The 25,635-nt window shown below is 31.9% G+C and carries 26 protein-coding genes and 1 other RNA gene; all 27 read right to left on the reverse strand.

The annotated features are described in order from the left end of the window. Position 1 precedes the first annotated feature (1 nt). The 27 genes from EF514_RS03265 to mtaB all read right to left on the reverse strand — a co-directional run bounded on the left by EF514_RS03265 (position 2) and on the right by mtaB (position 25,634). The gene (locus EF514_RS03265; RefSeq protein ID WP_127723799.1) at positions 2 to 1,183 is read right to left on the reverse strand and encodes a type II secretion system F family protein; all 1,182 of its coding nucleotides are present in this window, start codon (positions 1,181 to 1,183) and stop codon (positions 2 to 4) included. A gap of 3 nt (positions 1,184 to 1,186) precedes the next feature. Next, entirely contained in the window at positions 1,187 to 2,635 is a 1,449-nt protein-coding gene (locus EF514_RS03270; RefSeq protein WP_127723801.1) for a GspE/PulE family protein, read from the reverse strand. A 1-nt stretch (position 2,636) separates the two neighbouring features. Then, on the reverse strand, positions 2,637 to 4,712 hold the full coding sequence (gene topA / locus EF514_RS03275) for a type I DNA topoisomerase (protein ID WP_127723803.1): 2,076 nt from the start codon (positions 4,710 to 4,712) through the stop codon (positions 2,637 to 2,639). A 155-nt stretch (positions 4,713 to 4,867) separates the two neighbouring features. Next, the gene (locus EF514_RS03280; protein ID WP_240648993.1) at positions 4,868 to 5,830 is read right to left on the reverse strand and encodes a C40 family peptidase; all 963 of its coding nucleotides are present in this window, start codon (positions 5,828 to 5,830) and stop codon (positions 4,868 to 4,870) included. 126 nt (positions 5,831 to 5,956) lie between these two features. After that, positions 5,957 to 6,285: RNase P RNA component class A (gene rnpB / locus EF514_RS03285), an RNA gene on the reverse strand. 24 nt (positions 6,286 to 6,309) lie between these two features. Continuing rightward, the gene (locus EF514_RS03290; protein WP_127723805.1) at positions 6,310 to 7,098 is read right to left on the reverse strand and encodes a Nif3-like dinuclear metal center hexameric protein; all 789 of its coding nucleotides are present in this window, start codon (positions 7,096 to 7,098) and stop codon (positions 6,310 to 6,312) included. Further along, complete coding sequence (locus EF514_RS03295; RefSeq protein WP_127723807.1) at positions 7,083 to 7,781, reverse strand: tRNA (adenine(22)-N(1))-methyltransferase; 699 nt, start codon at positions 7,779 to 7,781, stop codon at positions 7,083 to 7,085. Before EF514_RS03295 ends, EF514_RS03290 begins: the two co-directional genes overlap by 16 nt. Then, positions 7,778 to 8,878: an RNA polymerase sigma factor RpoD gene (gene rpoD / locus EF514_RS03300; RefSeq protein WP_127723809.1), complete on the reverse strand. Its 1,101-nt coding sequence runs from the start codon at positions 8,876 to 8,878 to the stop codon at positions 7,778 to 7,780. Before rpoD ends, EF514_RS03295 begins: the two co-directional genes overlap by 4 nt. An 11-nt stretch (positions 8,879 to 8,889) precedes the next feature. Then, the gene (dnaG, locus tag EF514_RS03305) at positions 8,890 to 10,680 is read right to left on the reverse strand and encodes a DNA primase (protein WP_127723811.1); all 1,791 of its coding nucleotides are present in this window, start codon (positions 10,678 to 10,680) and stop codon (positions 8,890 to 8,892) included. An 8-nt stretch (positions 10,681 to 10,688) separates the two neighbouring features. After that, positions 10,689 to 11,702, reverse strand: coding sequence for a deoxyguanosinetriphosphate triphosphohydrolase (locus tag EF514_RS03310; RefSeq protein WP_127723813.1), 1,014 nt, complete (start codon positions 11,700 to 11,702; stop codon positions 10,689 to 10,691). Between the two features lie 11 nt (positions 11,703 to 11,713). Beyond that, positions 11,714 to 12,532: a pyruvate, water dikinase regulatory protein gene (locus tag EF514_RS03315; RefSeq protein ID WP_127723815.1), complete on the reverse strand. Its 819-nt coding sequence runs from the start codon at positions 12,530 to 12,532 to the stop codon at positions 11,714 to 11,716. A gap of 11 nt (positions 12,533 to 12,543) precedes the next feature. Further along, positions 12,544 to 13,176: a transcriptional regulator CcpN gene (gene ccpN, locus EF514_RS03320; RefSeq protein WP_127723817.1), complete on the reverse strand. Its 633-nt coding sequence runs from the start codon at positions 13,174 to 13,176 to the stop codon at positions 12,544 to 12,546. A 12-nt stretch (positions 13,177 to 13,188) separates the two neighbouring features. Continuing rightward, complete coding sequence (gene glyS, locus EF514_RS03325) at positions 13,189 to 15,264, reverse strand: glycine--tRNA ligase subunit beta (protein WP_127723819.1); 2,076 nt, start codon at positions 15,262 to 15,264, stop codon at positions 13,189 to 13,191. Further along, complete coding sequence (gene glyQ, locus EF514_RS03330) at positions 15,257 to 16,144, reverse strand: glycine--tRNA ligase subunit alpha (protein ID WP_127723821.1); 888 nt, start codon at positions 16,142 to 16,144, stop codon at positions 15,257 to 15,259. Before glyQ ends, glyS begins: the two co-directional genes overlap by 8 nt. 14 nt (positions 16,145 to 16,158) lie before the next feature. Next, on the reverse strand, positions 16,159 to 16,857 hold the full coding sequence (gene recO / locus EF514_RS03335; RefSeq protein WP_127723823.1) for a DNA repair protein RecO: 699 nt from the start codon (positions 16,855 to 16,857) through the stop codon (positions 16,159 to 16,161). Beyond that, positions 16,857 to 17,753, reverse strand: a complete 897-nt coding sequence (gene era / locus EF514_RS03340; RefSeq protein WP_127723825.1) for a GTPase Era — start codon at positions 17,751 to 17,753, stop codon at positions 16,857 to 16,859. The genes recO and era overlap by 1 nt, the downstream gene beginning before the upstream one ends. Further along, the gene (locus tag EF514_RS03345) at positions 17,746 to 18,156 is read right to left on the reverse strand and encodes a cytidine deaminase (RefSeq protein WP_127723827.1); all 411 of its coding nucleotides are present in this window, start codon (positions 18,154 to 18,156) and stop codon (positions 17,746 to 17,748) included. The genes era and EF514_RS03345 overlap by 8 nt, the downstream gene beginning before the upstream one ends. 8 nt (positions 18,157 to 18,164) lie before the next feature. Further along, positions 18,165 to 18,872 (reverse strand): diacylglycerol kinase, encoded by a 708-nt coding sequence (locus tag EF514_RS03350; RefSeq protein ID WP_127723829.1) that lies wholly within the window; start codon positions 18,870 to 18,872, stop codon positions 18,165 to 18,167. Between the two features lie 4 nt (positions 18,873 to 18,876). Further along, entirely contained in the window at positions 18,877 to 19,323 is a 447-nt protein-coding gene (gene ybeY / locus EF514_RS03355) for an rRNA maturation RNase YbeY (protein WP_127723962.1), read from the reverse strand. Positions 19,324 to 19,331: 8 nt separating this feature from the next. Next, positions 19,332 to 20,312, reverse strand: coding sequence for a PhoH family protein (locus EF514_RS03360; RefSeq protein ID WP_127723831.1), 981 nt, complete (start codon positions 20,310 to 20,312; stop codon positions 19,332 to 19,334). A gap of 83 nt (positions 20,313 to 20,395) precedes the next feature. Continuing rightward, complete coding sequence (locus EF514_RS03365) at positions 20,396 to 20,956, reverse strand: hypothetical protein (RefSeq protein ID WP_127723833.1); 561 nt, start codon at positions 20,954 to 20,956, stop codon at positions 20,396 to 20,398. A gap of 4 nt (positions 20,957 to 20,960) precedes the next feature. Beyond that, on the reverse strand, positions 20,961 to 21,932 hold the full coding sequence (gene floA, locus EF514_RS03370; protein ID WP_127723835.1) for a flotillin-like protein FloA: 972 nt from the start codon (positions 21,930 to 21,932) through the stop codon (positions 20,961 to 20,963). Then, positions 21,922 to 23,211 carry an NfeD family protein gene (locus tag EF514_RS03375; protein WP_127723837.1) on the reverse strand — a complete coding sequence of 430 codons (1,290 nt, stop codon included), beginning with the start codon at positions 23,209 to 23,211 and terminating at the stop codon, positions 21,922 to 21,924. Before EF514_RS03375 ends, floA begins: the two co-directional genes overlap by 11 nt. Positions 23,212 to 23,242: 31 nt before the next feature. After that, the gene (locus EF514_RS03380; RefSeq protein WP_127723839.1) at positions 23,243 to 23,698 is read right to left on the reverse strand and encodes a GatB/YqeY domain-containing protein; all 456 of its coding nucleotides are present in this window, start codon (positions 23,696 to 23,698) and stop codon (positions 23,243 to 23,245) included. Positions 23,699 to 23,712: 14 nt separating this feature from the next. Then, the gene (rpsU, locus tag EF514_RS03385; RefSeq protein WP_127723841.1) at positions 23,713 to 23,895 is read right to left on the reverse strand and encodes a 30S ribosomal protein S21; all 183 of its coding nucleotides are present in this window, start codon (positions 23,893 to 23,895) and stop codon (positions 23,713 to 23,715) included. A gap of 91 nt (positions 23,896 to 23,986) precedes the next feature. Continuing rightward, on the reverse strand, positions 23,987 to 24,325 hold the full coding sequence (locus EF514_RS03390) for a histidine triad nucleotide-binding protein (RefSeq protein ID WP_127723843.1): 339 nt from the start codon (positions 24,323 to 24,325) through the stop codon (positions 23,987 to 23,989). Position 24,326: 1 nt separating this feature from the next. Next, positions 24,327 to 25,634 carry a tRNA (N(6)-L-threonylcarbamoyladenosine(37)-C(2))-methylthiotransferase MtaB gene (mtaB, locus tag EF514_RS03395; protein WP_127723845.1) on the reverse strand — a complete coding sequence of 436 codons (1,308 nt, stop codon included), beginning with the start codon at positions 25,632 to 25,634 and terminating at the stop codon, positions 24,327 to 24,329. Position 25,635: the final 1 nt, after the last annotated feature.

The raw sequence follows: 25,635 nt of genomic DNA on the forward strand, positions 1-25,635 counted from the left end.
CTCATATTCTATTTGTAATATCAAACATAGGTACTGCTATAGATATGACTACATAACCTACAATTATAGATAATATCACTATAGTTATCGGTTCAATTAATTGGATTAACCTGTTTTCTTTTAATCTTATCTCATGTTCATAATATTCTACCAAGGATTTTAGGATTTCTTCAAAATTTGACGATTCTTCCCCTACTTGCAACATTGAAATTACCATATTAGGGAAAATTTTTAAATTTTTAAAAGTAGTGGAGAGTTCCACTCCCTTCTTTAAATCATCCATAGAAGATTTTAATTTTTCCTCAATAATTACATTTTCTACAGACTTACTTACTATATTTAGTGTGCTTGAAACAGTAGCTTTGGACTTAATTAAGAAATACATCATATTCAATATTTTGTTTCCAAGTATTAACCTATAAAAGGAACTTTTAAGCTTTACGCTATCCCTTTTTCTCTTTCCAAGTTCACTTTTAAAAAAGATAATTAAAACTATTAATATAGATATAATTATTAATAAAATGATAATAATATTTGCGTTTATAAATTTTGAAATATTGATTAAAAAAGTTGTCATCTTAGGCAGGTCCACATCCGAGTTGTTAAAAATATTCTCAAAAGTTGGAAGTATGTTAAATACTAAAAAATTGACTATTATAACTGTAACTAAAATTAAAATGATAGGATATATTAAGGCACCTTGAATTTTTTTATTTAACATGCCTTCTTTAATATAATAATTAGATAGGTTTTTGAAAATTATTGAAATGTCAGAGGAATTTTCTCCTATTGAAACCATATTTACAATAAAACTGGGAAATAGTTTTGATTTTTGCATAGATTCACTTAGAGGTATCCCCCTATTTAAATCTTCGTAAATGGAAATTAAAGATTCTCTCTTCTTACCCTTTTCCTGTAATGAAAGTATTTTAAATGATTTGGGTATTGGTATTTTTGATTTTGTCATAACGTAAAGTTCATATAATAATATTTGAATATCCTCACCTGAAAATATTTTTTTAGATATTTTAAGCTCTCTATTCCCGTAACTTTCTCTTTCTATAGTTATCGGTTTTAAATTTCTATCTCTTAAAATTTCTAAAACCAACTCTTTGGAATCTGTTTCTATAAATTCTTCAACCACTTCGTTAAACTTATTTATGACCTTACACTTATAAATCATACACTACACTCCTATAGTAATTAAATTTTTATATATTTCTTCTACAGAAGTTTCGCCTTTTAATAAAAGGACTTTCATCGCATCTTTCAAAGTTACCATACCTCCTTTTTCAGCAATGGATTTTAATTCACTTAGGGAAGACCCTTTGTTTATAGCCTGTCTTAACTCTTCATTAACTACTAAGATTTCAAAGACGGCTCTTCTTCCACTATAGCCATTGTAACAACTTGAACACCCTACTGGCTCACAAACATCTAAATATTCTCCATACAAATCCACATAGGTTTTCACTCTCCTTTTACAATTACAAAGCTTCCTAACTAACCTTTGAGATACTATACCTATTACGCCTGCAGATAGCAGGTAGTTGTCAATACCCATATCTAACAATCTATAAATTGCTGATACACTACTATTGGCATGAATCGTACTAAATACAAGTCTGCCGCTTATTGAAGATTTTATTGCAATATCCGCAGTTTCTAAACTTCTAATCTCCCCAACCATAATTATATCGGGATCCAATCTTAATATGGCTCTTAATCCGCTTTCAAAATCCAATCCTACCTTTTCTTCTATTTCAATTTGATTTATTCCCTCAATTTTATATTCCACAGGATCTTCTACAGTCATAATATTTATCTCATCTGATTTAAGAGATTTAAGTAAGGCGTAAAGCGTTGAAGTTTTTCCACTATTTGTGGGGCCGCAAATTAATAACAGTCCACTTGGCTGAGAAGTTAACTGTTCCATTAGATATAAGTCATTTCCCTCCAATCCTATTCCACTCTTGCTATAATCAATACTTTCTTTATTTAATATTCTAAAAACAATTTTCCCACCACTGGAAGTTGGCGTTATTGCAACACGAATATCTATATTTTTCCCCATGTATTTATATGTAAATCTTCCATCTTGAGGAATGTTTTTAACTGTGTAATCCAAGTTGCATAGAACTTTTGTCCTAATATGTATTCTTTGATTTGCCCACTGAGGAACAGGACATAAGTCCATTAAAACTCCGTCAATTCTAATTCTAATAAGAGCTCCTTCTTCGTCACTGTCAATATGTACATCTGAACCGTTGTTCTCTATTGCATAATTTAAAATTAAATTTAAAAATCGTACAATTGGAGAATCTGTTAAATCTTCCACATAGTCATCTTCTAAAGAAATGTCCCTTTCTAAGTTGTTCAATTCATTTATAATAGAAGATTTATCTTTTTTCCCATAGACTTTATTTCTATATGCTACAATTTCTTCACTACTGCAAATTTTAAAGACTATGTTTTTTCCGGTAATTATTCTCAATAAAACAGAAGTATTTTGATCGTCTTCCAACGACCAAAATACTATACTGTCTTCGTCTTCACTTATAGGTACAACATCATACTTCATAGATAGGTCTATATTGATAACTTCTAAGGTTTTCTTCCTTAAAATTTCACACATTTTAATCCCCTTCTACTTCTTCTCTATAGCTACAAGTTTTATTATTACATTTTAATATGTGTTCTTTTCTGTTATTAACCTCAACTAAAATTTCATTACACTCCGGACACTTCTTATCAACAGGTTTGTTCCATGTTACAAAGTCACATTCCGGATAGTTGCTACATCCATAAAACTTTCTTCCTTTTTTACTTCTCTTAACAACTATATCTCCATCACACTTAGGGCATTTTACATTTATCTTTTCTACTAAAGGTTTTGCATTTCTACATTCAGGAAAACCTGGACACGCTAAAAATTTACCATATCTTCCCATTTTTATAACCATATTTCGTCCGCATTTTTCACATTTTATGTCTGTTACTTCATCACGAATCTCAACTTTTTTTATTTTTTCTTCAGCCACAAGTAACTCTTTTTCAAATTTATCATAAAATTCAGAAATTATACTTTTCCATTGAATCTCACCTTCTGCAACCTTATCTAATTCATCTTCCATTTCTGCCGTAAATTTTTCATTTACTATATCAGGAAAATTTTCAACTAGAATTTCATTTACAGTAATACCAAGTTCTGTAGGGATTAACTTCTTTTCCTCTAAAACCACATAATACCTTGAAAGTAAAGTACTTACTATGGGCGAATAAGTTGAAGGTCTTCCTATTCCCCATTCTTCAAGGAGTTTTATTAAACTTGCTTCGTTATATCTTGCCGGAGGCTGAGTGAAATGCTGGTTTTTCTCTATGGATTTCAATTTCAACAAATCATTTAATTCCAAATCCGGCAGAATATTATCTTTTTCTGAATCTATTTCATAAACCTTTAAAAATCCATCAAAACTAATTTGAGAGCCTGATGCTTTAAATATTTCATCATTTGAATTAACACTTAAGTTAATAGTATCATAAATTGCAGGCTGCATTTGAGAAGCTACGAACCTTCTCCAAATTAAATTATAAAGCCTAAACTCATCTCTGCTTAATGAATCTTTTAAAGAAAAAGGAGTTCTGTTTACATCGGTAGGTCTAATACATTCATGGGCATCTTGAACGTTACCCTTTTGTTTTGACCTTGTATTCTGTTTTGAGTATTCCTTTCCGTAATTACTATCTATATAGGATAAAAGCGTCTCTAAAGCTTCAGGAGAGATTCTGGTGGAATCAGTTCTCATATAGGTGATTAAACCTACTGAACCTTCTTTTGGCACTTCAATTCCCTCATAAAGTCTTTGGGCAAGCATCATAGTCTTTTTCGTGGAAAAATTCAATTTTTTTGAGGCTTCCTGCTGAAGCGTAGAGGTAGTGAAAGGTTGATTTGGATTTTTCTTCCTTAATCCTTTTTTTATCTCTGACACTTTAAAGTTATTTTCATCAACCTTATTTAGTATTTCATCTGCCTGTTTTTCGTTTTTTATATCTACTTTTTTAACTTTACCATTTTCTAAAGTTCCATAGTACTTAGTAAGGAAACTTTTTCTGGATTTTTTTAATGTAGCTTCTATACTCCAATACTCTTCTGATATAAAATCTTCAATTTCCTGTTCTCTATCACAGATAATTTTTAATACTACTGATTGTACTCTACCGGCAGATAGACCGCTTTTCACCTTTTTCCATAATAAAGGACTTATTTTATAGCCCACTAGTCTATCAAGAACACGTCTTGCCTGTTGAGCATCTACTAAGTTCATATCTATGCTTCTTGGAGATTTTATCTGTTTCTTTACAGTATCCTTAGTAATTTCATTAAAGGTTACCCTTGCCTTAGCTGTAGGCTCTATATCCAAAATATGTGACAAGTGCCAGGATATTGCCTCTCCTTCCCTGTCCGGGTCAGTAGCTAAAAAAACTTTATTCGCTGCCTTGGCATCTTTTTTTAAGCTTTTAATTATATCGCCTTTCCCCCTAATATTTATATACTTAGGTTCAAAGTTATTTTCTATATCTATTCCCAATGTGCTTTTCGGAAGATCTCTTATATGTCCAACAGAGGCCACCACTTTATAATTACTTCCCAACATTTTTTTAATAGTTTTTGCCTTAGTAGGTGACTCAACTATCACTAAATTTTTAGCCAAACTTACACTTCCTTTATTTTAACGTAATAATAGTAATTAATTTCTTATATAATAACAGTAATTTAAAATCTCTTCAACATTTAAAACATACCCCTATAATAACATAAAAAAACTTTCCCTATTTATTTATAGAGAAAGTTCTGAATTTAATACTATTATAAAACTCTAGTGGCATTGTTATATCTGGCATCATAATAATCTTCATTTAGTGAAGAAATAACTACTTTGCCCTGTCCGCTTGAAGCGTGTACAAAATTATCGCCACCCATATAGATACCAACATGTGAAACTCCTCCACCAGCAGTATTAAAGAATACTAAATCTCCTGGCTCTAAATTATTTCTTGACACTTGAGTTCCATAAGTTGATTGCTCAGATGAAGATCTTGGAAGATTTATACCTAATTTGTTCTTATACACAGCATATATTAAACCAGAACAATCAAATCCGCCATCACCTGTTGCTCCATATACGTACTTTGTTCCCATATGTTCTAGGGCTAAATCTATAGCCTCACTAGCTTTTGCATTATCTGTAGAAGGTACATATTCATCTACTTCAATATTAGCACCTTGCTTAGCTATTTTTTCAATTTCCTCTTCTTCTTTTTCCAACTGTTCAATATCTATAGATTGAACATTATTATCTAAGTTTACAGGCTCATCGTACTTAATAGTTTCAGTTCCCACAAGTTCAAGATTTGCCTTTGCAACTTGTCCTTTTATATTATCATCACTTTTAATTACTAAATTCTCACCTAAATCATCAACTAATACTACTTCTTCACCTAAAAATAAATTTCTTAAAATTTGATCTTCAGAATCTTTAATCGAAGTATTTTTAATTACTTTATAAGTAGTAATTTCAGATTCAGTCAATTTAACTTTTTCAACCGGTACTGTTACTTTAGCCTTACCCTTAGATACTATGTATCCGTCATTTGACTCATCTATTATATTAGCTACTTCTCCCACTTCAAAATATACTTTATTTCCACTATAGGTAGTTTGAACGTGTTCATTAATAAAAATTCCAGTATCCTTAAGACCGAACAATGACACTACACAAAGCGCTGCCAAACCATAAGGCACCTTATTTTTTATATTTATATTAAACAAATCGTAACACTCCTTAACTTAATTTCTAAATCAATTCTATTAAAGTATAACAAAGCGGTTACAAAAAAGCAATAAAAGATTACAATTTTATTAAACATTTTAATAAATTTGTAATCTTTTATTAGTTTGACAAGTAAATCTATAAGCTGTGTTCTGTTTAATCAATCATCTATCTATATTTTATCGTCACCGATAAACTTTAGCGACCTACCTACCGGCAGATGCGAGCAACATCTGTTATTCCTATTTTGGTCTTGCTCCGAATGGGGTTTACATGGCATTATTATTACTAATAATCCGGTGAGCTCTTACCTCGCCTTTCCACCCTTACCGTAATGGCGGTATATTTCTGTTGCACTTTCCTTAGGGTCGCCCCCACCGGCCGTTAGCCGGCATCCTGCTCTATGGAGCACAGACTTTCCTCATCATTGCGATGCGATTGACCAATTTACTTGTCTTAAGACATTTTAACACTAATCTCAAATATCATCAACATCTATTTCATAACTATTTTTTAAAGTTGTATAAATATTTAATTTAAAGTCTTTTAACAATTTTTCTTTAATCTTCTCAACTATAATTTTTTCACTGTTATAATGACCAATATCAACTATGATTAAATTGTTTTCATAGGCTAATTGTCCCTCATGATGCTTAACGTCTCCAGTAAAATAAATATCTGATTTTTCGTCAATTGCATTTCTAATAAAATCAGCCCCTGCCCCTCCACAAAGAGAAACTTTTTTCACTGATTCTTTTAATTTACCATATATTCTTAAGTTATTTATATTAAATTGTAATTTTAAAAATTCTATAAATTCTTCTAAAGGCATCTCCTTTTCCAGCAATCCTGTCCTGCCTATATAATATCCCTTTTCAGTCTTATATAGACCTTTTACCTCTCTTAAATTTAAGAGCTTACTGATTGTGTCATTAACTCCTTCTTCAGCTATATCTAAAGTAGTATGTGCGCTGTATACGGTAATTTTATTTTCAATCAACCTTATTACATTCTTTCCAATATACTCATCACTTCTTATAGACTTTAAGCCGTTAAAAAACATTGGATGATGTGTAATAATCAATTTTACATTTTTTTCAATAGCCATATCTACCACTTCATCAGTTAAATCCAATGCTACTACAATATTTTCAATTTCACTATTTTCAAATAATATTTGAACTCCGGAGTTGTCCCAATCTTCTTCATATTCCGGTTTGGCCCAATTTTCCATAAATCTTATTATTTCTTCTACTTTATAGTGCATAATAACTCCTTATATCTATTATTTATCTTAGATAATTCCTCAACTCTGTCTCTTACTTTTTCGCTCTTATAATCTTTAATTTCATCAATTATAGAATTATTATATTTTATTTTCTCTGTAAGAAAATCTTTTAATATAGGATCTTTTCTATCTAAAAGTATTTTGGGAATCTCATAAAAAATTTTATTGACACTTCTAATAATTCCATCATATTTTGTAACTATAATTTCAAAATAGCTGCCATCTTCATAGACTATCAGTTCATCAACTATATTAAATCCATTTTCATAGAGAAATTTTCTTAATAATTCCTGCCCTTGCATAGGTTGAAGAATAATTTTATCCAGTTCTTTAACTAATTCAATCTCACTTTTAAGTATTTTAGAAATTAATTGTCCACCCATACCTGCAATTATTACGGTGTCTACCTCACCCTTATTTAAAACGCTTAAGCCATCACCTACTCTTGTCTTTATATGTTTTTCATTTCCCATACTCTCAATTAAGGAAATACTTTTTTGTAGCGACTCTTCACTGATATCCGAGCAGATTACATAATTAGAAATATTATTTTCCACTAAAAAATTTGGCACAAATCCATGATCTGTGCCAATATCCGCTACTTTTGAATTTTTACTAACTAAATTTGACAAAGTTTTTAGCCTTTTTGATATTTTCATCATTCTAAAAAATCCTTTAATTTTTTGCTTCTACTTGGGTGTCTGAGCTTTCGTAATGCCTTAGCTTCAATCTGTCTTATTCTTTCTCTTGTGACGTCAAATTCTTTGCCTACTTCTTCAAGAGTTCTCGCTCTACCATCATCTAAACCAAATCGAAGAGTTAAAACTTTTTTCTCTCTATCAGTTAAAGTTTCTAAAACGTCACTTAACTGCTCCTTTAAAAGAGCAAAGGTAGCTGCATCAGAAGGAGATAATATATCATCATCAGGAATGAAATCTCCTAAATGAGAGTCCTCCTCTTCTCCTATTGGAGTTTCTAAGGATACGGGCTCTTGGGCTATTTTTTGTATTTCTCTAACCTTTTCCACTTCTAAGTTCATTTCCTTGGCGATTTCTTCAGGAGACGGATCTCTACCAAGTTCTTGAACCAATTGTCTTTGAACTCTAACTAATTTATTTATAGTTTCAACCATGTGAACTGGAATTCTAATAGTTCGAGCTTGATCAGCTATGGCTCTGGTAATTGCCTGTCTAATCCACCATGTAGCATAAGTAGAAAACTTAAATCCCTTGGTATAGTCAAATTTCTCAACTGCCTTCATTAAACCCAAGTTTCCCTCTTGGATTAAATCCAAAAAGTTCATACCTCGTCCCACATATCTTTTTGCAATTGAAACCACAAGTCTTAAATTCGCCTCTGCCAACTCCTGTTTAGCAAACTCATCTCCTGCTTCCATTCTCTTTGCAATTTCAACTTCTTCTTCTCCGGTTAAAAGCGGTATCTTACCTATTTCCTTTAAATACATTCTAACAGGATCATCTACACTAATACCTTTCGGAACTGATAAATCTTCTTTTTCTTCGTCAGTTACTTCTTCTTCAATTTTTTTGTCATCTAAAACTTCAATGCCATCTTTTTCAAAATCTTGATAAAGTAAATCTATTTCATCACTTTCCGTTTCAACTTCTCCAAGCGCATTGATAATCTCACTATAAGTTAAATTACCCTTCTTTCTACCTGCACTTTTTAAGTTATCAATAATATTTTCTTTTGTTTCAACCTTTTCCCCACTAAACGTAAGGTTATTATCATCGACCATATTATTCCTCCTTATTGAGAAAGATTCAGTTTTTCATTTATTGCATTGAGTTCACTTATTAAAGACTCCAATTTCAAAAGATCTTCTTTAGCTAAATTTCCATTATCAAATTTTTTAATTTCATTTAATAAATCTTTTTTTTCATTTTCTAAATCATCTTTTCTCAACGTGCTAATAAGTTCTCTCATCACTTGATGTGAATTATAATTGTCAATATCTATGTTTCCTAACTCATAAATAAAAGCTTCATCTATTATGTTTTTATCTTTTAAACTCTGTAAAAAAACTTTTTCATCATACTTCTCAGTTTTATACTGCTCTATTAATTCTTCATATATAATTCTATAATTTATATTTTTAAATTCGTAGGCCATTAAATTTTCACTTAAAAATCTATATTCATCTTCTCCCATTATTGAATACTTTATTAAAAGCAACTCCGCTTTCTTTCTGGCGTCCTCTAATAATACTTTTTTAATTTCCTTTTGAGGTACTATCTTTTTTTCAATCTTATTGGACTTTCTTCTATAAAGTTGTCTAATATAACTATTAATAGCTTCCTTAGAAACGGAATATTCACGAGCTATTTTATCCGTATAAACATCTCTTTCAATGGGATTCTTCACTCTTGACAAGACCTGTGCAACTTCACTGGTAAATCCGGTAAGACCTTCTGAGGACTCCAAATTATAATTTTCTTTGATTTTTAAAATCTTATAATCAAAATAGGATAGACTTTTTTTCATCTCCAATTCAAAATTTAATTTCCCAAATTTGGAAAGGTAATCATCAGGATCTAAATTATCGGGTAAAATAATAATTTTAGGACTAATGTTCTCATTAATCAATATATCTATAGCCCTGCTTGTCGCTTTAGCTCCAGCTGAATCTCCATCATAACATATATATATTTCCTTTCCATACCTTTTTAAAATTTTACTTTGGGATTGTGTAAGTGATGTCCCAAGACTGGCCACACTATAATTTATACCACTTTTATACAGGGATATAACATCCATATAGCCCTCTACCAGTATAATAGCCTCTCTATCCGACTCCGAAGCAATTATATTTAAACCGAAAAGATTTTCTCCCTTGTTAAACACAATTGTATCTCTTGTATTTAAATACTTTGGAAGTGTATCATCTAGGACTCTTCCCCCAAAACCTATAACTCTCTTTTGAGTGTCAATAATTGGAAACATTATCCTATTTCTAAATCTGTCAATATAGTTTCCCTTTTTAGTTTTTGTAGTTAAATTAAATTCTTCCAACTCTTCATCAGTAAAATCTTTTGCTCTTAGGTATTTATATAGACCATCCCACTCATTGGGTGCATAACCTATTCCAAATTTTTTAATTACATCCACATTTATATTTCTATTAATTAAATAATTAAAAGCAATTTTAGATTCACTTAATTTCTCCAAATAATACTTTGCTGCTTCTCTATTGGCAAGATAAGCTCTTTTTTTCTTATCACCTAAGCTATTATTATATTTACCCTCTTTTAAAGGAACATTGTACTTTTCTGCTAAAAATTTAACAGCTTCTCTAAAACCCAGGTTTTCTCTTTTCATTATAAAGGTAATTTGATCTCCTCCGACACCACAACCAAAACAATGAAAAATCCCCTTACTTGGCGACACAGAAAAAGAAGGGGTCTTCTCCCCATGAAATGGACACAACCCCATATAATTAGCTCCGCTTTTCTTTAAATTTACGTAACTAGAGATTACATCAACTATATCTGCTCTGTCTCTAATTTCATTTAAAGTATCTTCATCTATAATGTAAGACATAAAATCACCTACTTACTCCATCCCTTAGGTATATAAATGGATTTATATAAGTTTATCACATATATATCTGTCATTCCGGCAATATAGTCACAAATAATATCTTCCTTAGTGTGTTCAATATTATTATAAACTTTTAAATTTTCCTTTGGAATTTTATCAATATTCTTTTTATAATATGAAAAAAGCGAACTGATTAAATGTAATATTTTATCATCTTCTGATTTGACAGTACTATTATTGTATACCCTTTCAAACATAAATTGACGCAATTTTAAAGTTGCATCTCCAACTGTTTTTCCCATTTTTATAAAATCCTTATGATAACTTTCCTTTACCAGGGAATTTATCATGGTGTTAATTCTCTGAGAATGGTCTTTTCCTAAAATTTCTACAAGTTCTTTAGGCAAGTCCTCAATACTTATAATACCAGCTCTAATAGCATCGTCAATATCATGATTTATATAAGCTATTCTATCAGCATACTTTAAAATTTGACCTTCCAATGTACTGGCATTTGCACATCCACTGTGATTTAAAATTCCGTCTCTTACTTCATAGGTTAAATTTAGACCTATACGATTACTGTCAATTTCTAAAAAGTCCACAACTCTAAGAGATTGGACATTATGCTTAAAACCCTTTGGATTTAATTCATTTAAAATTTTCTCTCCACTATGCCCAAAGGGTGTATGACCTAAATCATGACCGAGGGCCATAGCTTCAATTAAATCTTCATTTAATTCCAAAGCCCTTGCAATAGTTCTTCCAATTTGTGATACTTCCAAAGTATGAGTTAGTCTCGTTCTAAAGTGATCTCCTTCCGGTGAAATAAAAACCTGAGTTTTGTGTTTCAACCTTCTAAAAGACTTTGAATGCAGTATTCTATCTCTATCTCTTTGAAATTCAGTTCTTAAATTACATTTTTCCTCGCTTACTTTTCTTCCCTTTGTAGTATCAGAAAAGCTTGCACTTTTAAACAAAATTTTATGTTCCAATTGCTCGCGAATTTCACGTTGAACCATTTCATCACTTCCTAAGAAAATGTTCCCTCAATATGTTCAATTATAATTTCTGCTGTTTCCTCAATTGCCCTACTTGTAACATCTATTACTATACAGCCCAATTCCTCCATAATTTGCTTCGAATACTTTAATTCCTCTTTTATTCTGTCAATATGAGCATATTTTGCCCCACTTGAAAGACCGAGAGCCTTTAGCCTCTCTTCTCTAATGGAAATGAGCTTTTCCGGATTACAGGTTAAACCGATAACTTTTCTAACGTCTTTTTCATACACTTCATCAGGTACAGGAACTTCCGGTACCAACGGTATATTTGCAACTTTATAATTTTTGTTAGCCAAGTACATTGAAAGCGGCGTCTTTGAAGTTCTAGAAATACCCACTAAACACAAATCAGCTTTTTTTACTCCGCGAGGATCCTTTCCATCATCATACTTAACGGCAAATTCAATAGCCTCTACCTTTTTAAAGTAATTATCGTCTAATCGTCTTATTAAACCCGGTTCTCTTAGAGGAGGATATCCCAAGATTTCTTCAATTTGGTCCATTGGAGAACCCATTACATCTACAGTATGTAGATTAAGTTCCTCTGTCTTTTTTCTAATGAAGTCTCTCGTGCTTTGAACTACATTAGTGTATATTACCAAACTTTTAGGCGTTTGCGCCGCCTCTTCAAGTATAGGTTCAATTTGCTCAATACTGTTGTGATATGGATATCTTTTTATTTCAAAATTTTCTGATTCAAATTGTCTAATGCTACCCTTGGCAATAAGTTCACCAGTTTCTCCAATGGAGTCGGAAATTACATATATATTCATTGTACTATCAGTCATGATTACCTCCATTAAAAATTCTCTCTAGCAAGCTCTACAAAAATCCTATTTACATTGGTCTTCGTAAATCTCCCCACAACTTTTAACTTTTTTAAATCCTCATCTACAACTCTCACCACCGGAAGGGAATCAACTCCCTTATCCTCAATTTTTATAGCCGCATCAAGTACGCTGTCTTCTTCCGTTACACAGACTATATTAGGCATACGAGTCATTATCAATCCAATTGGAGTGTTGTTTAAATCCATTTTTCCCATAGCCGTTCTCAAGAGATCCTTTCTGGAAACCACTCCAGCTAAAAATCCATCATTAGTTATAAAAACCGAACTCATATCTTCCAAAAAAAGTCCCACTATTACGTCGTAAATACTGCTATTTTCATCCATTACTATTGGAAGGGACATTGTGTCCTTTACTTTTATACTGCTTACTTTCTTAGAAAATACAGTCATTCCTGATTTCCCTGTATAAAAATAACCTACCTTAGGTCTAGCTCCCAATATATTTAACATAGTAAGTATTGTTAAATCAGGTCTAATAGTCGCTCTGGAAAGTGATAATTTACCGGCAATTTCATCTCCTGTTATTGGCCCAAATTCCTTTACAATCTCAATTATTTTAATTTGTCTCTTAGTAAATTCCAATTTTTCACCAACTTAACTTGTAACTATTTTTTCAACATCAAAAATTCTATTTGCTATATCATCTACTTCCTTAATTAAAGCTAATCTATTATTCTTTATTTTTTCATCTTCAACTAATATCATTATATTGTCAAAGAAATTATTTATAGGAGACACTAGTTCATTGAGATTATCCAAAGCTAAATTATATTGCCCTTGGTTTATTTTTTCAGTTACCTTTGGCAATATTTCAGATTTCGCCTTAAATAATTCCTTCTCTTCTTTTTCAAGTAACAACTCTTCCTTTAAAACTCCATCTTCAAAGTTTTTAGAAATATTATGCACTCTAACTAGAGCATCTACTAAATCATCTCTATCCACTGAAAAATATTCGTTTAATATTAGTGATTTTTCAAATATATCAACTATAGTGCTTTCTTCCGAATTTATTATTGAGTCAATAATGTCGTATCTAATATTGCGCTCCTGAAGCATGGTCTTTATTCTTCCTCTAAAGAATTCCAATATACTATCCTTTACTTTACCACTGTCAAAGGCAAGTTCTTTATCTTCAATATATATATACATTGAGTAGTCAATAATTTCATCTAGAGAAAGTTCCCATTTGTTATCTTCAATTATATTTATAATACCTATGGCGCTTCTTCTAAGTCCAAAGGGATCCTGAGACCCTGTCGGTATTAAATCTATGGAAAATAATCCCACAATAGTATCTAACTTATCTGCAATTGCCAAAATTGAACCTGTCGTTGATTTTGGTAGTTCATCATGAGAATATCTAGGCAGATATTGTTCAAATATAGCTTGACACACTATATCGGATTCCCCCGACTTCTCGGCGTAAATTGAACCCATTCTACCTTGAAGCTCTGTAAATTCCTGAACCATTTTAGTAGTTAAATCAGCCTTGGACAATTTAGATGCTCTCTTTAAAGTTTCAAAGGCTTCATTGGCAATCTCAAGATCCTGACCTATCTTTTCAGACAGTTTTCCTATTCTAATGGACTTATCATACATAGTTCCCAATTTATCTTGAAACATAACTCCCTTTAAAGCATCTATATAATCTTCAAGAGGTTTTGAAATATCTTCATTATAAAAGAATTTAGCATCTTCCAATCTTGCATCAAGAACCTTTTCATTTCCTGCCACAACGATTTCTTTATAGTCGTCATTTCCATTTCTTATGGTGATAAAATAAGGCAGCAATTCCCCATTTGAATCATAAACAGGCATATATCTTTGATGGTCTCTCATAGGAGTGGTAATTACCTCTTTAGGTAATTGAAGATATTCTTCCTTAATACTTCCCACAATTGGATTTGGATACTCTACAATGTAGGTAAGTTCCTCTAATAAAGCAGGATCTTCATGAATTTCTCCACCAAGAGATCTTGCAAGTTTTTTGGAATCGTATTTTATAATTTCTTTTCTTTCTTCCTGATTTAAAATTACAAAATTTTCTTTTAATTTAGCTTCATAATTATCCACACTGTCAATTACTATATTTGACTTTCCTAAAAATCTATGACCTCTTGTAACATTTGATACAGGAATATTTTCAAAATCAAACTCCACTACTTCATCATTTAATAAAGAAACTATCCATCTAATCGGTCTTGCAAACTTAATGTTTTTTCCTCCCCATTTCATGTTTTTAGGGAAGTTAATGGATTTTATTAACTCTGCTGCATTTTTATTTATAATATTTGCAAAAGATTCACCTTTTTTATGAATATTTGCATATACATATTCTTCATTTTTAAATTCTTTAAAAACTATATCCTCTAAGTTAACCCCTTGTCCTTTCATAAAGCCAAGTAGAGGTTTAGTAGGATTTCCCTCCTCATCAAAGGAAAGTTTTTTAGAAGGTCCCTTTACTTCAAGATTTATATCTTCTTGGTACAATTTTACATCGTCTATAATTAAACTTAAACGACGAGGTGTTGCATAAACTTCAAGTTCTTTAAAGTCAATTTGATTTTCCTTTAAAAGTTTTTCTGCCTTCTGTTTTAATTGTTCTATTGCAAGTTCTACAAATCTTGCAGGAAGTTCTTCAACTCCAATTTCAAGTAAGTATTTATTCATTGTTATTACCTCCTGTCTTTAATAGAGGAAATCCCATTTCTTCTCTTTCCTTTAAATATTGAAGTGCAACGGCTTTGGCAATATTTCTAACTCTGGAAATATAATTAGTTCTTTCAGAAACAGAAATAGCACCTCTTGAATCCAATACGTTAAATGCATGTGAACACTTTAAACAGTAGTCATAAGCAGGTAGGACCAATTCGTTTTCTATTATTCTAATTGCTTCCTTTTCATATATGCTAAAGAGATTTTTAAGCATATCAATATCAGCCAATTCAAAACTATATAGAGAGTTTTCATACTCGGACATTTTAAATACGTCACCGTAAGTTAAGTATTCATTCCATTTAATATCATAAACTGAATTTACATCTTGTAAGTACATTGATATTCTCTCCAAGCCATATGTCAATTCCGCAGATTCCAATTCACAGTTTACACTACCCACTTGTTGAAAATAAGTAAATTGAGTTATTTCCATTCCATCAAGCCAGACTTCCCAACCAAGACCCCAGGCTCCTAAAGTTGGTGACTCCCAGTTATCCTCAACAAACCTAATATCATGTTTTAAAGGATCAATGCCTATTGCCTCTAAACTCTCAAGATAAAGTTCCTGAATGTTTTCTGGTGACGGTTTTAAAATTACTTGCATTTGATGGTGCTGGTACAGTCTATTGGGATTTTCTCCATATCTACCATCAGCAGGTCTTCTAGATGGTTCAACGTAACACGTCCTCCATGGTTCAGGGCCTAGCGCCTTTAAAAAAGTAGACGGATTCATAGTTCCCGCACCCTTTTCAATATCATAGGGCTGCATTATGACACAACCCTTATCTTTCCAATAACTCTGTAAACTCTGTATTAAATCTTGGAAATACATTTGTCTCCTCCTTATTATATTAATGAAAGCGAATTAAACTCGCTAATATCAAGATTGTACTTTATATATTCTAATAAAATATTTTGTAAATTAATTAATTCTTTGGAATTCTCTTCTTTTATTTCATCTAAAGAAGTATATAATAATTTTTTTAAATAGTAAATATCTTTCTTGGTCACAAAGTATGTTTTTTCCTTGTACACACTTGGTTTTTCAACTATGCCTCCATCTAGTATGGAAAAGACATTTTCATCATATTCCCTAAGTATGGGACGGTATCCCAAAAAAGACATATACTTAAGTTCAAAAGCCATTATTAAAGGTAAAATATTATCTTCCTTAGAGATTAAAGTCAAGGTTTTCTTCAATAAATCAAATACCTTAGTATTCGGTTCTTCGTCTAAGAAAGATTTATCTACTAACTCCAATAGGAAACTTCCCAAAATTAAATTTTCATAATTCCTTCGAATTTCAAAATTGGAATTAATTAAAACTGCACCTTCAATATAATAAAAGGACTTCCCTTTTACAATTGTAGCTTTTGAATTAGTAAATAATTGTGTTGTAGATGTTAAGGAGGATTTGGCTCCCAAGGCTCCTTTAGCTAAAATAGAAACCTTTCCCAACTCTCTAGTAAACACTCTTAGAATTTTACTTGTTTCTTTATACTTTTGTTCACTAATGACTATTAATTCAGTAACCGTCTTTTTCATCACTTATAACCGAAATACTTTACTTTATTTTCCTTATCGCGCCAATTTTTTTCCACTTTAACCCATAATTTCAAATTTACTTTCTCATCAAGTAAAATTTCAATTTCTTTTCTTGCACTGGTACCTATTTTCTTTAACATAGATCCGGCTTTTCCTATTATTATCCCCTTATGGGATTCCCTCTCTACATAAATAGTTGCTTCAATATCCATAATTTTATTATTGCGCTCTTTCATACTTTCAATGGAAACAGCTACACCGTGAGGTATTTCCTCATTTAAAAATCTTAAGGCCTTTTCTCTGATTATTTCAGCTACTATGAACTTCTCTGTCTTATCAGTAATCATATCTTCCGGATAAAACATCGGTCCCTCTGACAAGTAACTCTTCAACACCTCCAGATATTCTTCTATACCATCTGCTTTTAATGCAGAGATTGGAATTATTTCATTGAAAATATTTAACTCATCGTACATTTTAATAAGTTCAAAAAGTTTTTCCTTTTGAATTTCATCTATTTTATTTATTAAAAGTATTATTGGTTTATTAGGATTCTTCTCCTTGTGCTCAGTTAAAAAGTTTATAATATAACTATCCATTTTCCCGATTTTTTCAGAACAATCTACTAAATATGTTATTACATCAACTTCAGTCAATGTTTCTTCAGAAGTTTTTAACATAAAACTCCCCAGTTTATTCTTTGGTTTCTGAATACCGGGAGTGTCTAAGAAAATTATCTGAGCTTCTTCATCGGTATAAATGAAAGTTATTCTATCTCTAGTTGTTTGAGGTTTATTGGAAATAGCAGATATTTTTTGACCTATTATGGAATTTAAAAGTGTACTTTTACCCACATTTGGTCTCCCGATAATAGTGACATAACCCGATTTAAACATCTTGTTTCACCTCTTTTAAATCTTCTGGTCCAAAACTATGAGGAAGCAGATCTTCAAGTTTGTAAACCCTATAATCTTCTGTTGTATTTGCAATTATAATTTCAGGATTTTCCCCAAATTCCCTAATAACCTGTCTACATACGCCACAGGGATAAGTATAGTCATTGTCTCCCACCACTGCTATTCTCTTTATTTTCCTTTTCCCCTCTGATACGGCTTTAAAAATTGCCGTTCTCTCTGCGCAATTTGTAGGTGAATAGGAGGCAATTTCAATATTACCGCCACTATAGGTACTCCCGTCTTCCATTTCTACAGCTGCTCCCACCTTAAATTTAGAATAGGGAGTGTAAGTAGAATTATCTCTTGCATAAATTGCAAGCTCTATTAATTCATTGTATTTCATAAATTCTCCTAACCTATTACTTTGAAAACTATAAAAGCAACTAATATGCCCATAATTGCCCCACTAACAACTTCGCTTATTTTATGAATTCCGCCCTCTATCCGACTTTCTCCAACTAAGAATGCAATGCCATAAGCCGCCAATGAAACTAATATATTTTCACTTACAAAAGCTATTATCGTAGCAGCACAAAATGCCAAAGACGTATGGCCTGATATGGCACCACCTTGAAAGTAAGTTCCACCATTTTTTTTCGCCCAAAGATACTTTCCTCCAACAGTTAATATCAAAACTAATAATATGGATATAAAACTTAAGTGTTGTACTGAATTTTTCAACTTTACAAGTAGTAAATCTCCCACATTTGACAACCTATCGTAAAAAAGCAAGTATGCCACCACTAATGCATTTACTGCAGATATTAAAACCGCTCCTGCAGATACATCCTTTACATACTTTGCAATGGGATTGTAATCTTGAACCACTAGGTCCACAGTTCGTTCAATAGCCGTATTTATCATTTCAGCCGTTACTACAAAAGTAATTGCAAAAATTAACAACATAAATTCCATTCTAGAAAAATCCATAAACAAACTGATAATTATTATTCCAAGAGCTGCCAAGTAGTGAAACTTCATATTTTTTTCCGTTTTTAGGGCGGATATTATCCCCTGTACGGCATAATTAAAAGATGATATAAAGTTACTTTTTTTCATTTGATCACCTATAAAGCTCCAACTTGTCCATTACAAGTTTTTCTCTTTCCCTCATTAAGATTTTATCTGATTCTTCTTCGTGGTCATAGCCTAGGAGATGTAAAACTGAATGGACTGTTAAATAGGAAAGTTCTCTTTCATTTGAATGTCCCAATTCTTCAGCTTGCTCTATTACTCTTTGTGTATTAATTACAACATCGCCTAAAATTCTTTCCTCTAATTGAAACTCATCATCTATAGGAAAGGATAAAACGTCTGTTGAGCTGTCAACACCTCTAAACTCCCTGTTTAATTTATGAATTTCATCACTATTAACAAAGGAAACACTTACCATTATATTATCTTCTAAATCCTCAACTTCCACTACAGCTTTAATGGAGTTTTTAACAAGTTCAATTAAATACTCATCAATAAAAATTTCATCTTGTCTGTTGTCAAATAGAACATTCATATCTTTCACTAACCTTTACTAGTTTCTTTATTCCTAGATTCATACTTATCATAGGCATTTAGTATTTTTTGGACTAGAGAATTTCTGACTATGTCATTGTTTCCCAAGTATACTATTCCAATTCCCTTAATGCCCTTTAATATCCTAAGCACCTTATTTAAACCTGATTGTTTCCCTTTCGGCAAGTCTGTCTGCGTAATATCTCCTGTAATAATGGCTTTTGAACCGTGTCCCAATCTGGTTAAAAACATTTTCATCTGTTCATTTGTCGTGTTTTGTGCCTCATCTAAAATTATATAGGCGCTATCTAAAGTTCTTCCCCTCATATATGCCAAAGGAGCAACTTCAATAAGTCCTTTTTCTACATACTTTGTATAATTATCTGAACCCAATATTTCAAAAAGAGCATCATATAAAGGTCTTAAGTAAGGATCTACTTTCATTTGTAAATCCCCCGGTAGAAAACCCAAGCTTTCACCTGCTTCAACAGCAGGTCTTGTAAGTATAATTCTATTTACTTCTTTATTTTTAAAAGCTCTAACTGCCATTGCCATTGCCAAGTATGTCTTTCCAGTTCCTGCAGGACCGATACTGAAAACTATATCATTTTCCTTCATAGAATCTAAATATCTCTTCTGCCCCAAAGTTTTAGCCTTTATGGGCTTTCCCATTGAAGTATATACAATAGTTTCATCAAGTAATTCAGAAATTGGAACCGTATTTCCGGATTTAATTAAATTTATAGAATATTCCAAATCCGTTATTTCTAAGCGTTTCTGCCTTTTTAAAAGCTCGAATAAGTTACTAAACAAGACTGAAGACTTTTCCAAATCCTCTTCTATACCTTTTACTTTTAAATAATCACTTTCCAATTTTATTTTTACCTTGAAACTTTTTTCTATTAATTTTAAATTCTCATCAAGTTTTCCCACTAATTGCATTCGTCTCTCTGCATTTAAGCTGGAAATATCAATTAAAATTTCAGCCATTAACTACCTCCGTAAATATATATAATAGCATAAAAACACTTAATATTGTAGTATAAATAGGGAGGCCAATCGCCTCCCCATTACTAGCTTAATGATTTTGGTTTATCTAAAATTTCTTTCATAATCATTATTCTCGCAAGATTTTCACTGTTTAGTTCGTTTTTCAGCTCAAAGTCATCTTTAAGCTTAAATTTTCCAATATCTTTTTCACTAAATCCTTTTGACAATAACTCTCTTTCAGCGTCAATTCCAAGCTTAACCAAGTCGCCGGAGGAAACAGTTCCCTTTAGAGTTTTAAGTACTTTTTCAACTTTGTCATCCTCTAATTTCAACTCTTCACTTAGATAGTTTTTAAAATTTATGTCTGTTTTATCCATTACCTCTGTTAAAGGTGTGCTTTTAATGTCTTCGATTTCCAATTCTTCACTATCTGTTTTTTTATTTTCTAAAATATCACGCATTTTCTTAAATTGTTCATTGTCGGATAAAGTTCTTTTTAAATTGTCATAATTTCTAGATTTTTTAACTTTCTTTTTCTTACTTTGACCTAATGAGAGTCTGAGAATGATTAAAATAACCCCCAAGCTATAATATCCAGAACCAAAGGCCAAAATAATAAGCATTAAATAAATTAAATTAATCATAATATCACTTATCTATATTTTTTTTATCGTTACTATCTGTAACTTTTGAAATTGCCTCTCTCATTTCAGTATCGGAATTTAAATTTCTAAGTTTATAATAATCTAAAACTCCTAAATTCCCCTGTTTTAATGCTTCTGCCATTGCAAGAGGTACTTGAGCTTCCGCTTCTACAACTTTCGCCCTCATCTCTTGCTCTTTAGCCAATGCCATAGCACGTCTTTCAGAAGCTTTCGCCTCTGCAATTCGTTTGTCTGCTTCCGCTTGATCTGTTTGAAGTCTTGCACCAATATTTCTAGCCACGTCTACGTCTGCAATATCTATAGACAGTATTTCAAAAGCTGTTCCTGAGTCAAGTCCCTTATCTAAAACCACTCTTGAAATAGAGTCCGGATTTTCAAGTACCGCCTTATAAGTTTCGGAAGAACCCACTGTAGTAACTATTCCTTCCCCAACTCTTGCTATAATAGTTTCTTCTCCCGCTCCACCTACTAATCTATCTATGTTTGCTCTTACGGTTACCTTAGCCTTTACTACTACTTCTATACCATCTTGAGCAACAGCGGAAATATTTGGAGTTTCTATGACCTTTGGATTTACAGACACTTGAACTGCCTCTAAAACATTTCTTCCAGCTAAATCTATTGCAGCACCTCTTTCAAATTGAAGAGGAATATTTGCACGCTCAGCTGCAATTAAGGCATCCACTAAGGTGTTTACATTTCCTCCAGCTAAATAATGGGCTTCCATACCTTCAATATCCAAATTTAATCCTGCCTTCGTTGCTTTAATCATTGGGTTTACAATTCTTCCCGGTTTAACTCTTCTCAGCTTCATACCTATTAAAGTTGAAATTTTAACCTTAACACCTGAAAAGTAAGCCGTAACCCACAGTCCCACAGGCACAAAAGAGAAAAATAAAACTATTAATAATATGACTAAAATTATAAATCCACCACTTATAATATTACTTAACATTATCCACCCTCCTTACATAAACTTTAAAAGCTTCTATTTTATTCACTTCAACTTCCACATCTTTTTCTAGAAATCCGTCGTAGGCAATTGCCTCATATCTCTTTCCATCCACTTCAATAAAACCTGTAGGTCTTAAAATACTTAAGGTTTTTCCACGTTGCCCTACTTTTAAATCAGTAGATTCAACACTTATATACCCTTTTTCCGAATCAGTACTGTGTAAATTAGTAATTTTATTTACAAATTTCAATTTTGAACCCTTCTTAATAAAATAAACTGTAACTATAATTGAAATAATTAAAGCTATTGCCACACTTGTAAGTGCCACTTGAAGAGATTCCATAGCTAAAATAACCCCACCAAATACACAGACTATTCCGCCTATACCCGCTATCCCGAATCCTGGTACTATAAGCTCAACTATAAGAAGTACAACTCCCAGTACGAATATTAAAATTGCATACCAATTTGAACTTCCTCCTAAAGTATTTCCTATGAAAAATAATCCAAAGGAAATTATTGATAATATTCCGCCAACCCCAAAACCCGGAGTGAATATTTCAATTACAAAACCTACCATTCCTACAATAAGTAGAATTGTTGAAACAGTTGGATTTGAGATTAAATTTACAAATTTTAAAGTTGCGTCCATTTTACTAACTTCATAATCTAAAGTTCCCAAATCTAATTCCTTTAATATGGAAATATAATCCTCATATACTCCGTCGGAAATACCGAATTCCAAACTCTCTTTAGAAGTTAAATTTACCAATTTACCCTTTGGCGAAACATCTGGTATTTCAATATCTTTATCTGCCATTGCCTCAATAATTTTACTATCTCTATCTCTAGCCTGAGCTGTATCTCTTAACATACCTCTCCAAAAGGAAAGATTTTTCTCAGTATTCGGTATGGGTTCTGCTGATCCAATAGTCGCAGTCTTTGACATATATACCTTTTCACAGGCAATGGTAATTAACACCCCCGCAGACTCTGCCTTATTATTTACAAAAGCAACTGTGGGAATTTCTGTTTCCATTATGCTACTTTTTATTTTTTCTGCAGCTAAAATCGCACCCCCATAGGTATCTATTTCAAAAATTATAACAGGAGCATCTCTCTTTTCCGCTTCCCTTATACTCTGTTGTACAAATATTACCGTTGAGTTGTTAATTTCACCTTTAATAGGTACTATTTCTGCCTTAGGAGAACTTGCATATACCTGAAAATTTGAGAAAATCATTAAAAATAAAATCAACAACGAAAGTTTCTTTTTCATAATTTTTCTCCTATAATAAATAAAACCTGGGTTAATCCCCAGGTTTAGTTAACAAATTTTGAGCAATTTTACTGACCATTTTCCCATCTGCCCTACCTTTAATTTTTGGCATTATATTTTTCATTAATAATCCCATTTCTTTTGGGGAACTAATATTGCATTCTTCCATGGTTACTTTTACAATTTCAGTAAGTTCTTCCTCTGTTAATTGTTCAGGTAAATAGTCAAGTAGTATTTCTATCTCAGAATTGGCTTGATCAATTAAGTCTTGGCGGTTTCCTTTTTGAAATTCCTCAATAGATGACTTTTTTTCTTTAACTTGTTTTGTTAGAATTTCAAGTACCTGCTCATCAGTAAGCTCTACACGCTCATCGACTTCTTTCTGCTTAATTGCAGCACGTACCATTGTTATAGTATCTTTTCGAAGCTTATCCTTGTTTTTCATTGAAGTCTTTAAATCTTCCATAAGTTTATCCTTTAAAGACATACTTCACACCTCTTTTAATATCTTGAATGTTTTTTTCTACGTGCTTCCTCAGATTTTTTCTTTCTCTTTACACTTGGTTTTTCGTAATGTTCTCTCTTTCTTGCCTCTTTTAATACTCCACTATTGGCACACTGTCTCTTAAATCTTTTAAGAGCATTATCAAGAGATTCATTTTCTCCAACTCTAATTTCTGACAATTACTTCCCCTCCCCTCGTAGAAAAGAGTAACCCAAAGGCTAATTCTTAATAATTATACCTTAAAAAGAGTAATTGTTCAATAGATTTTTATCAACCCGGTGGCCAGGTAAGTGGTCTTTTGCCAAGAACGTGGAAATGAAGGTGATTTACTGTCTGTCCTCCATCTTCCTTACAATTGTTTACAATTCTATATCCCTTTTCCAAACCCAGTTCCTTGGCTAAATTCTTAGCTACTAAAAAGATATGACCAACTAATTCCTTATCCTCTTCTACTAAATCATCAGTTGATTCAATATGCTTCTTTGGAACAATTAAAAAATGTACAGGTGCCTGTTTATCAATATCATTAAAAACGTAGACCAAATCATCTTCATAAACTTTATCTGAAGGTATTTCTCCTTTTATAATATTACAAAATAGACAATCCATATTAACCTCCCTCTAAATTAACCTTAATGGGCTCAACACTTGTATCTACTATTTTAACACGTTTTATCCGATTTTTTAAATCCTTTTCAGAATTTGTAACACACCTAATATAATTTGTAGTATAACCTAGATAACTGTCGCCTTTCATTTTTTCTTCAAATAGTACCGATTGTACTTTATCCTTGTTCTTTTCTGCAAAATTTCTCATTAAATCTTCATTTAATGTTATTAACTTTTCACTTCGCTTATTTTTTATATTTCCATCTATTTGATTTTTCATAACAGCCGCAACGGTTCCGCTTCTCTTGGAATATTTAAATACATGTATTCTGGAAAACTCAACTTTTTTTATTAAATCATAGCTTTCCATAAACTCCTCTTCAGTCTCCCCCGGAAAACCCACTATTACATCTGTAGTAAGTCCCGCAAAAGGCATATAGCTTTTTATTAACTGTGTAGTATTAAAATACTCTTCCCTAGTGTACTTTCTATTCATATCTTTTAATACTTTATTGGAACCGCTTTGAAGAGATAGATGGAAATGATCGCACAGTTTTCCCGTTGCAACAGCTCTCTTCATAAAATCCTCAGTAATGGTTTTCGGTTCTATGGAAGATAATCTAATTCTTTCAATGCCCCTAACGTCAGAAATAGCTTCAATTAAATCTATAAGTCTAATATTTCCCAAATCATACCCATAAGAACCCACATGTATTCCCGTTATTACGATTTCTCTATATCCTGAATTTGAAAGTACCTTAGCTTCCTCAACACAATCTTCAAGTTCCCTTGATCTGATATTCCCGCGTGCATAGGGAATAATGCAATAGGTACAATATCTATTGCAACCGTCTTGTACTTTCATATAGGATCTAGTCATATCCTTTTCAGAGGTTATATTAATATTTTGAAACTCTTTGTCATTTTTTAATGATCTTACTATATTTATCTGTTTTTTCTCTTTTTCAAACTCCTCACAAAGCTCAACTATTTTACTCCGTTCAGTAGTTCCTATTACTATATCCACACCATCTATAGAACTTACTTCTTCCGGTGCAGTTTGTGAATAACATCCCACTACTACTACTGTAGAGTCGGGATTTTCTCTTTTAGCCCTTCTAATAAATTGTCGGGATTTTCTATCTGATAAATTTGTAACTGTACAAGTATTTACTATATAAATATCTGAAACTTCTCTTTCAAAGTCTACATTTAAGTACCCTTTTTCTTCAAAAAGTTCAGCCATCGCATCTGATTCGTACTTATTTACTTTACAGCCCAAAGTCAGTATTGAAAAGGTCTTTTGCATC

This window comes from Anaerosphaera multitolerans, assembly GCF_004006535.1.
In the GTDB taxonomy this organism is placed as follows: Bacteria; Bacillota; Clostridia; order Tissierellales; family Peptoniphilaceae; genus Anaerosphaera; species Anaerosphaera multitolerans.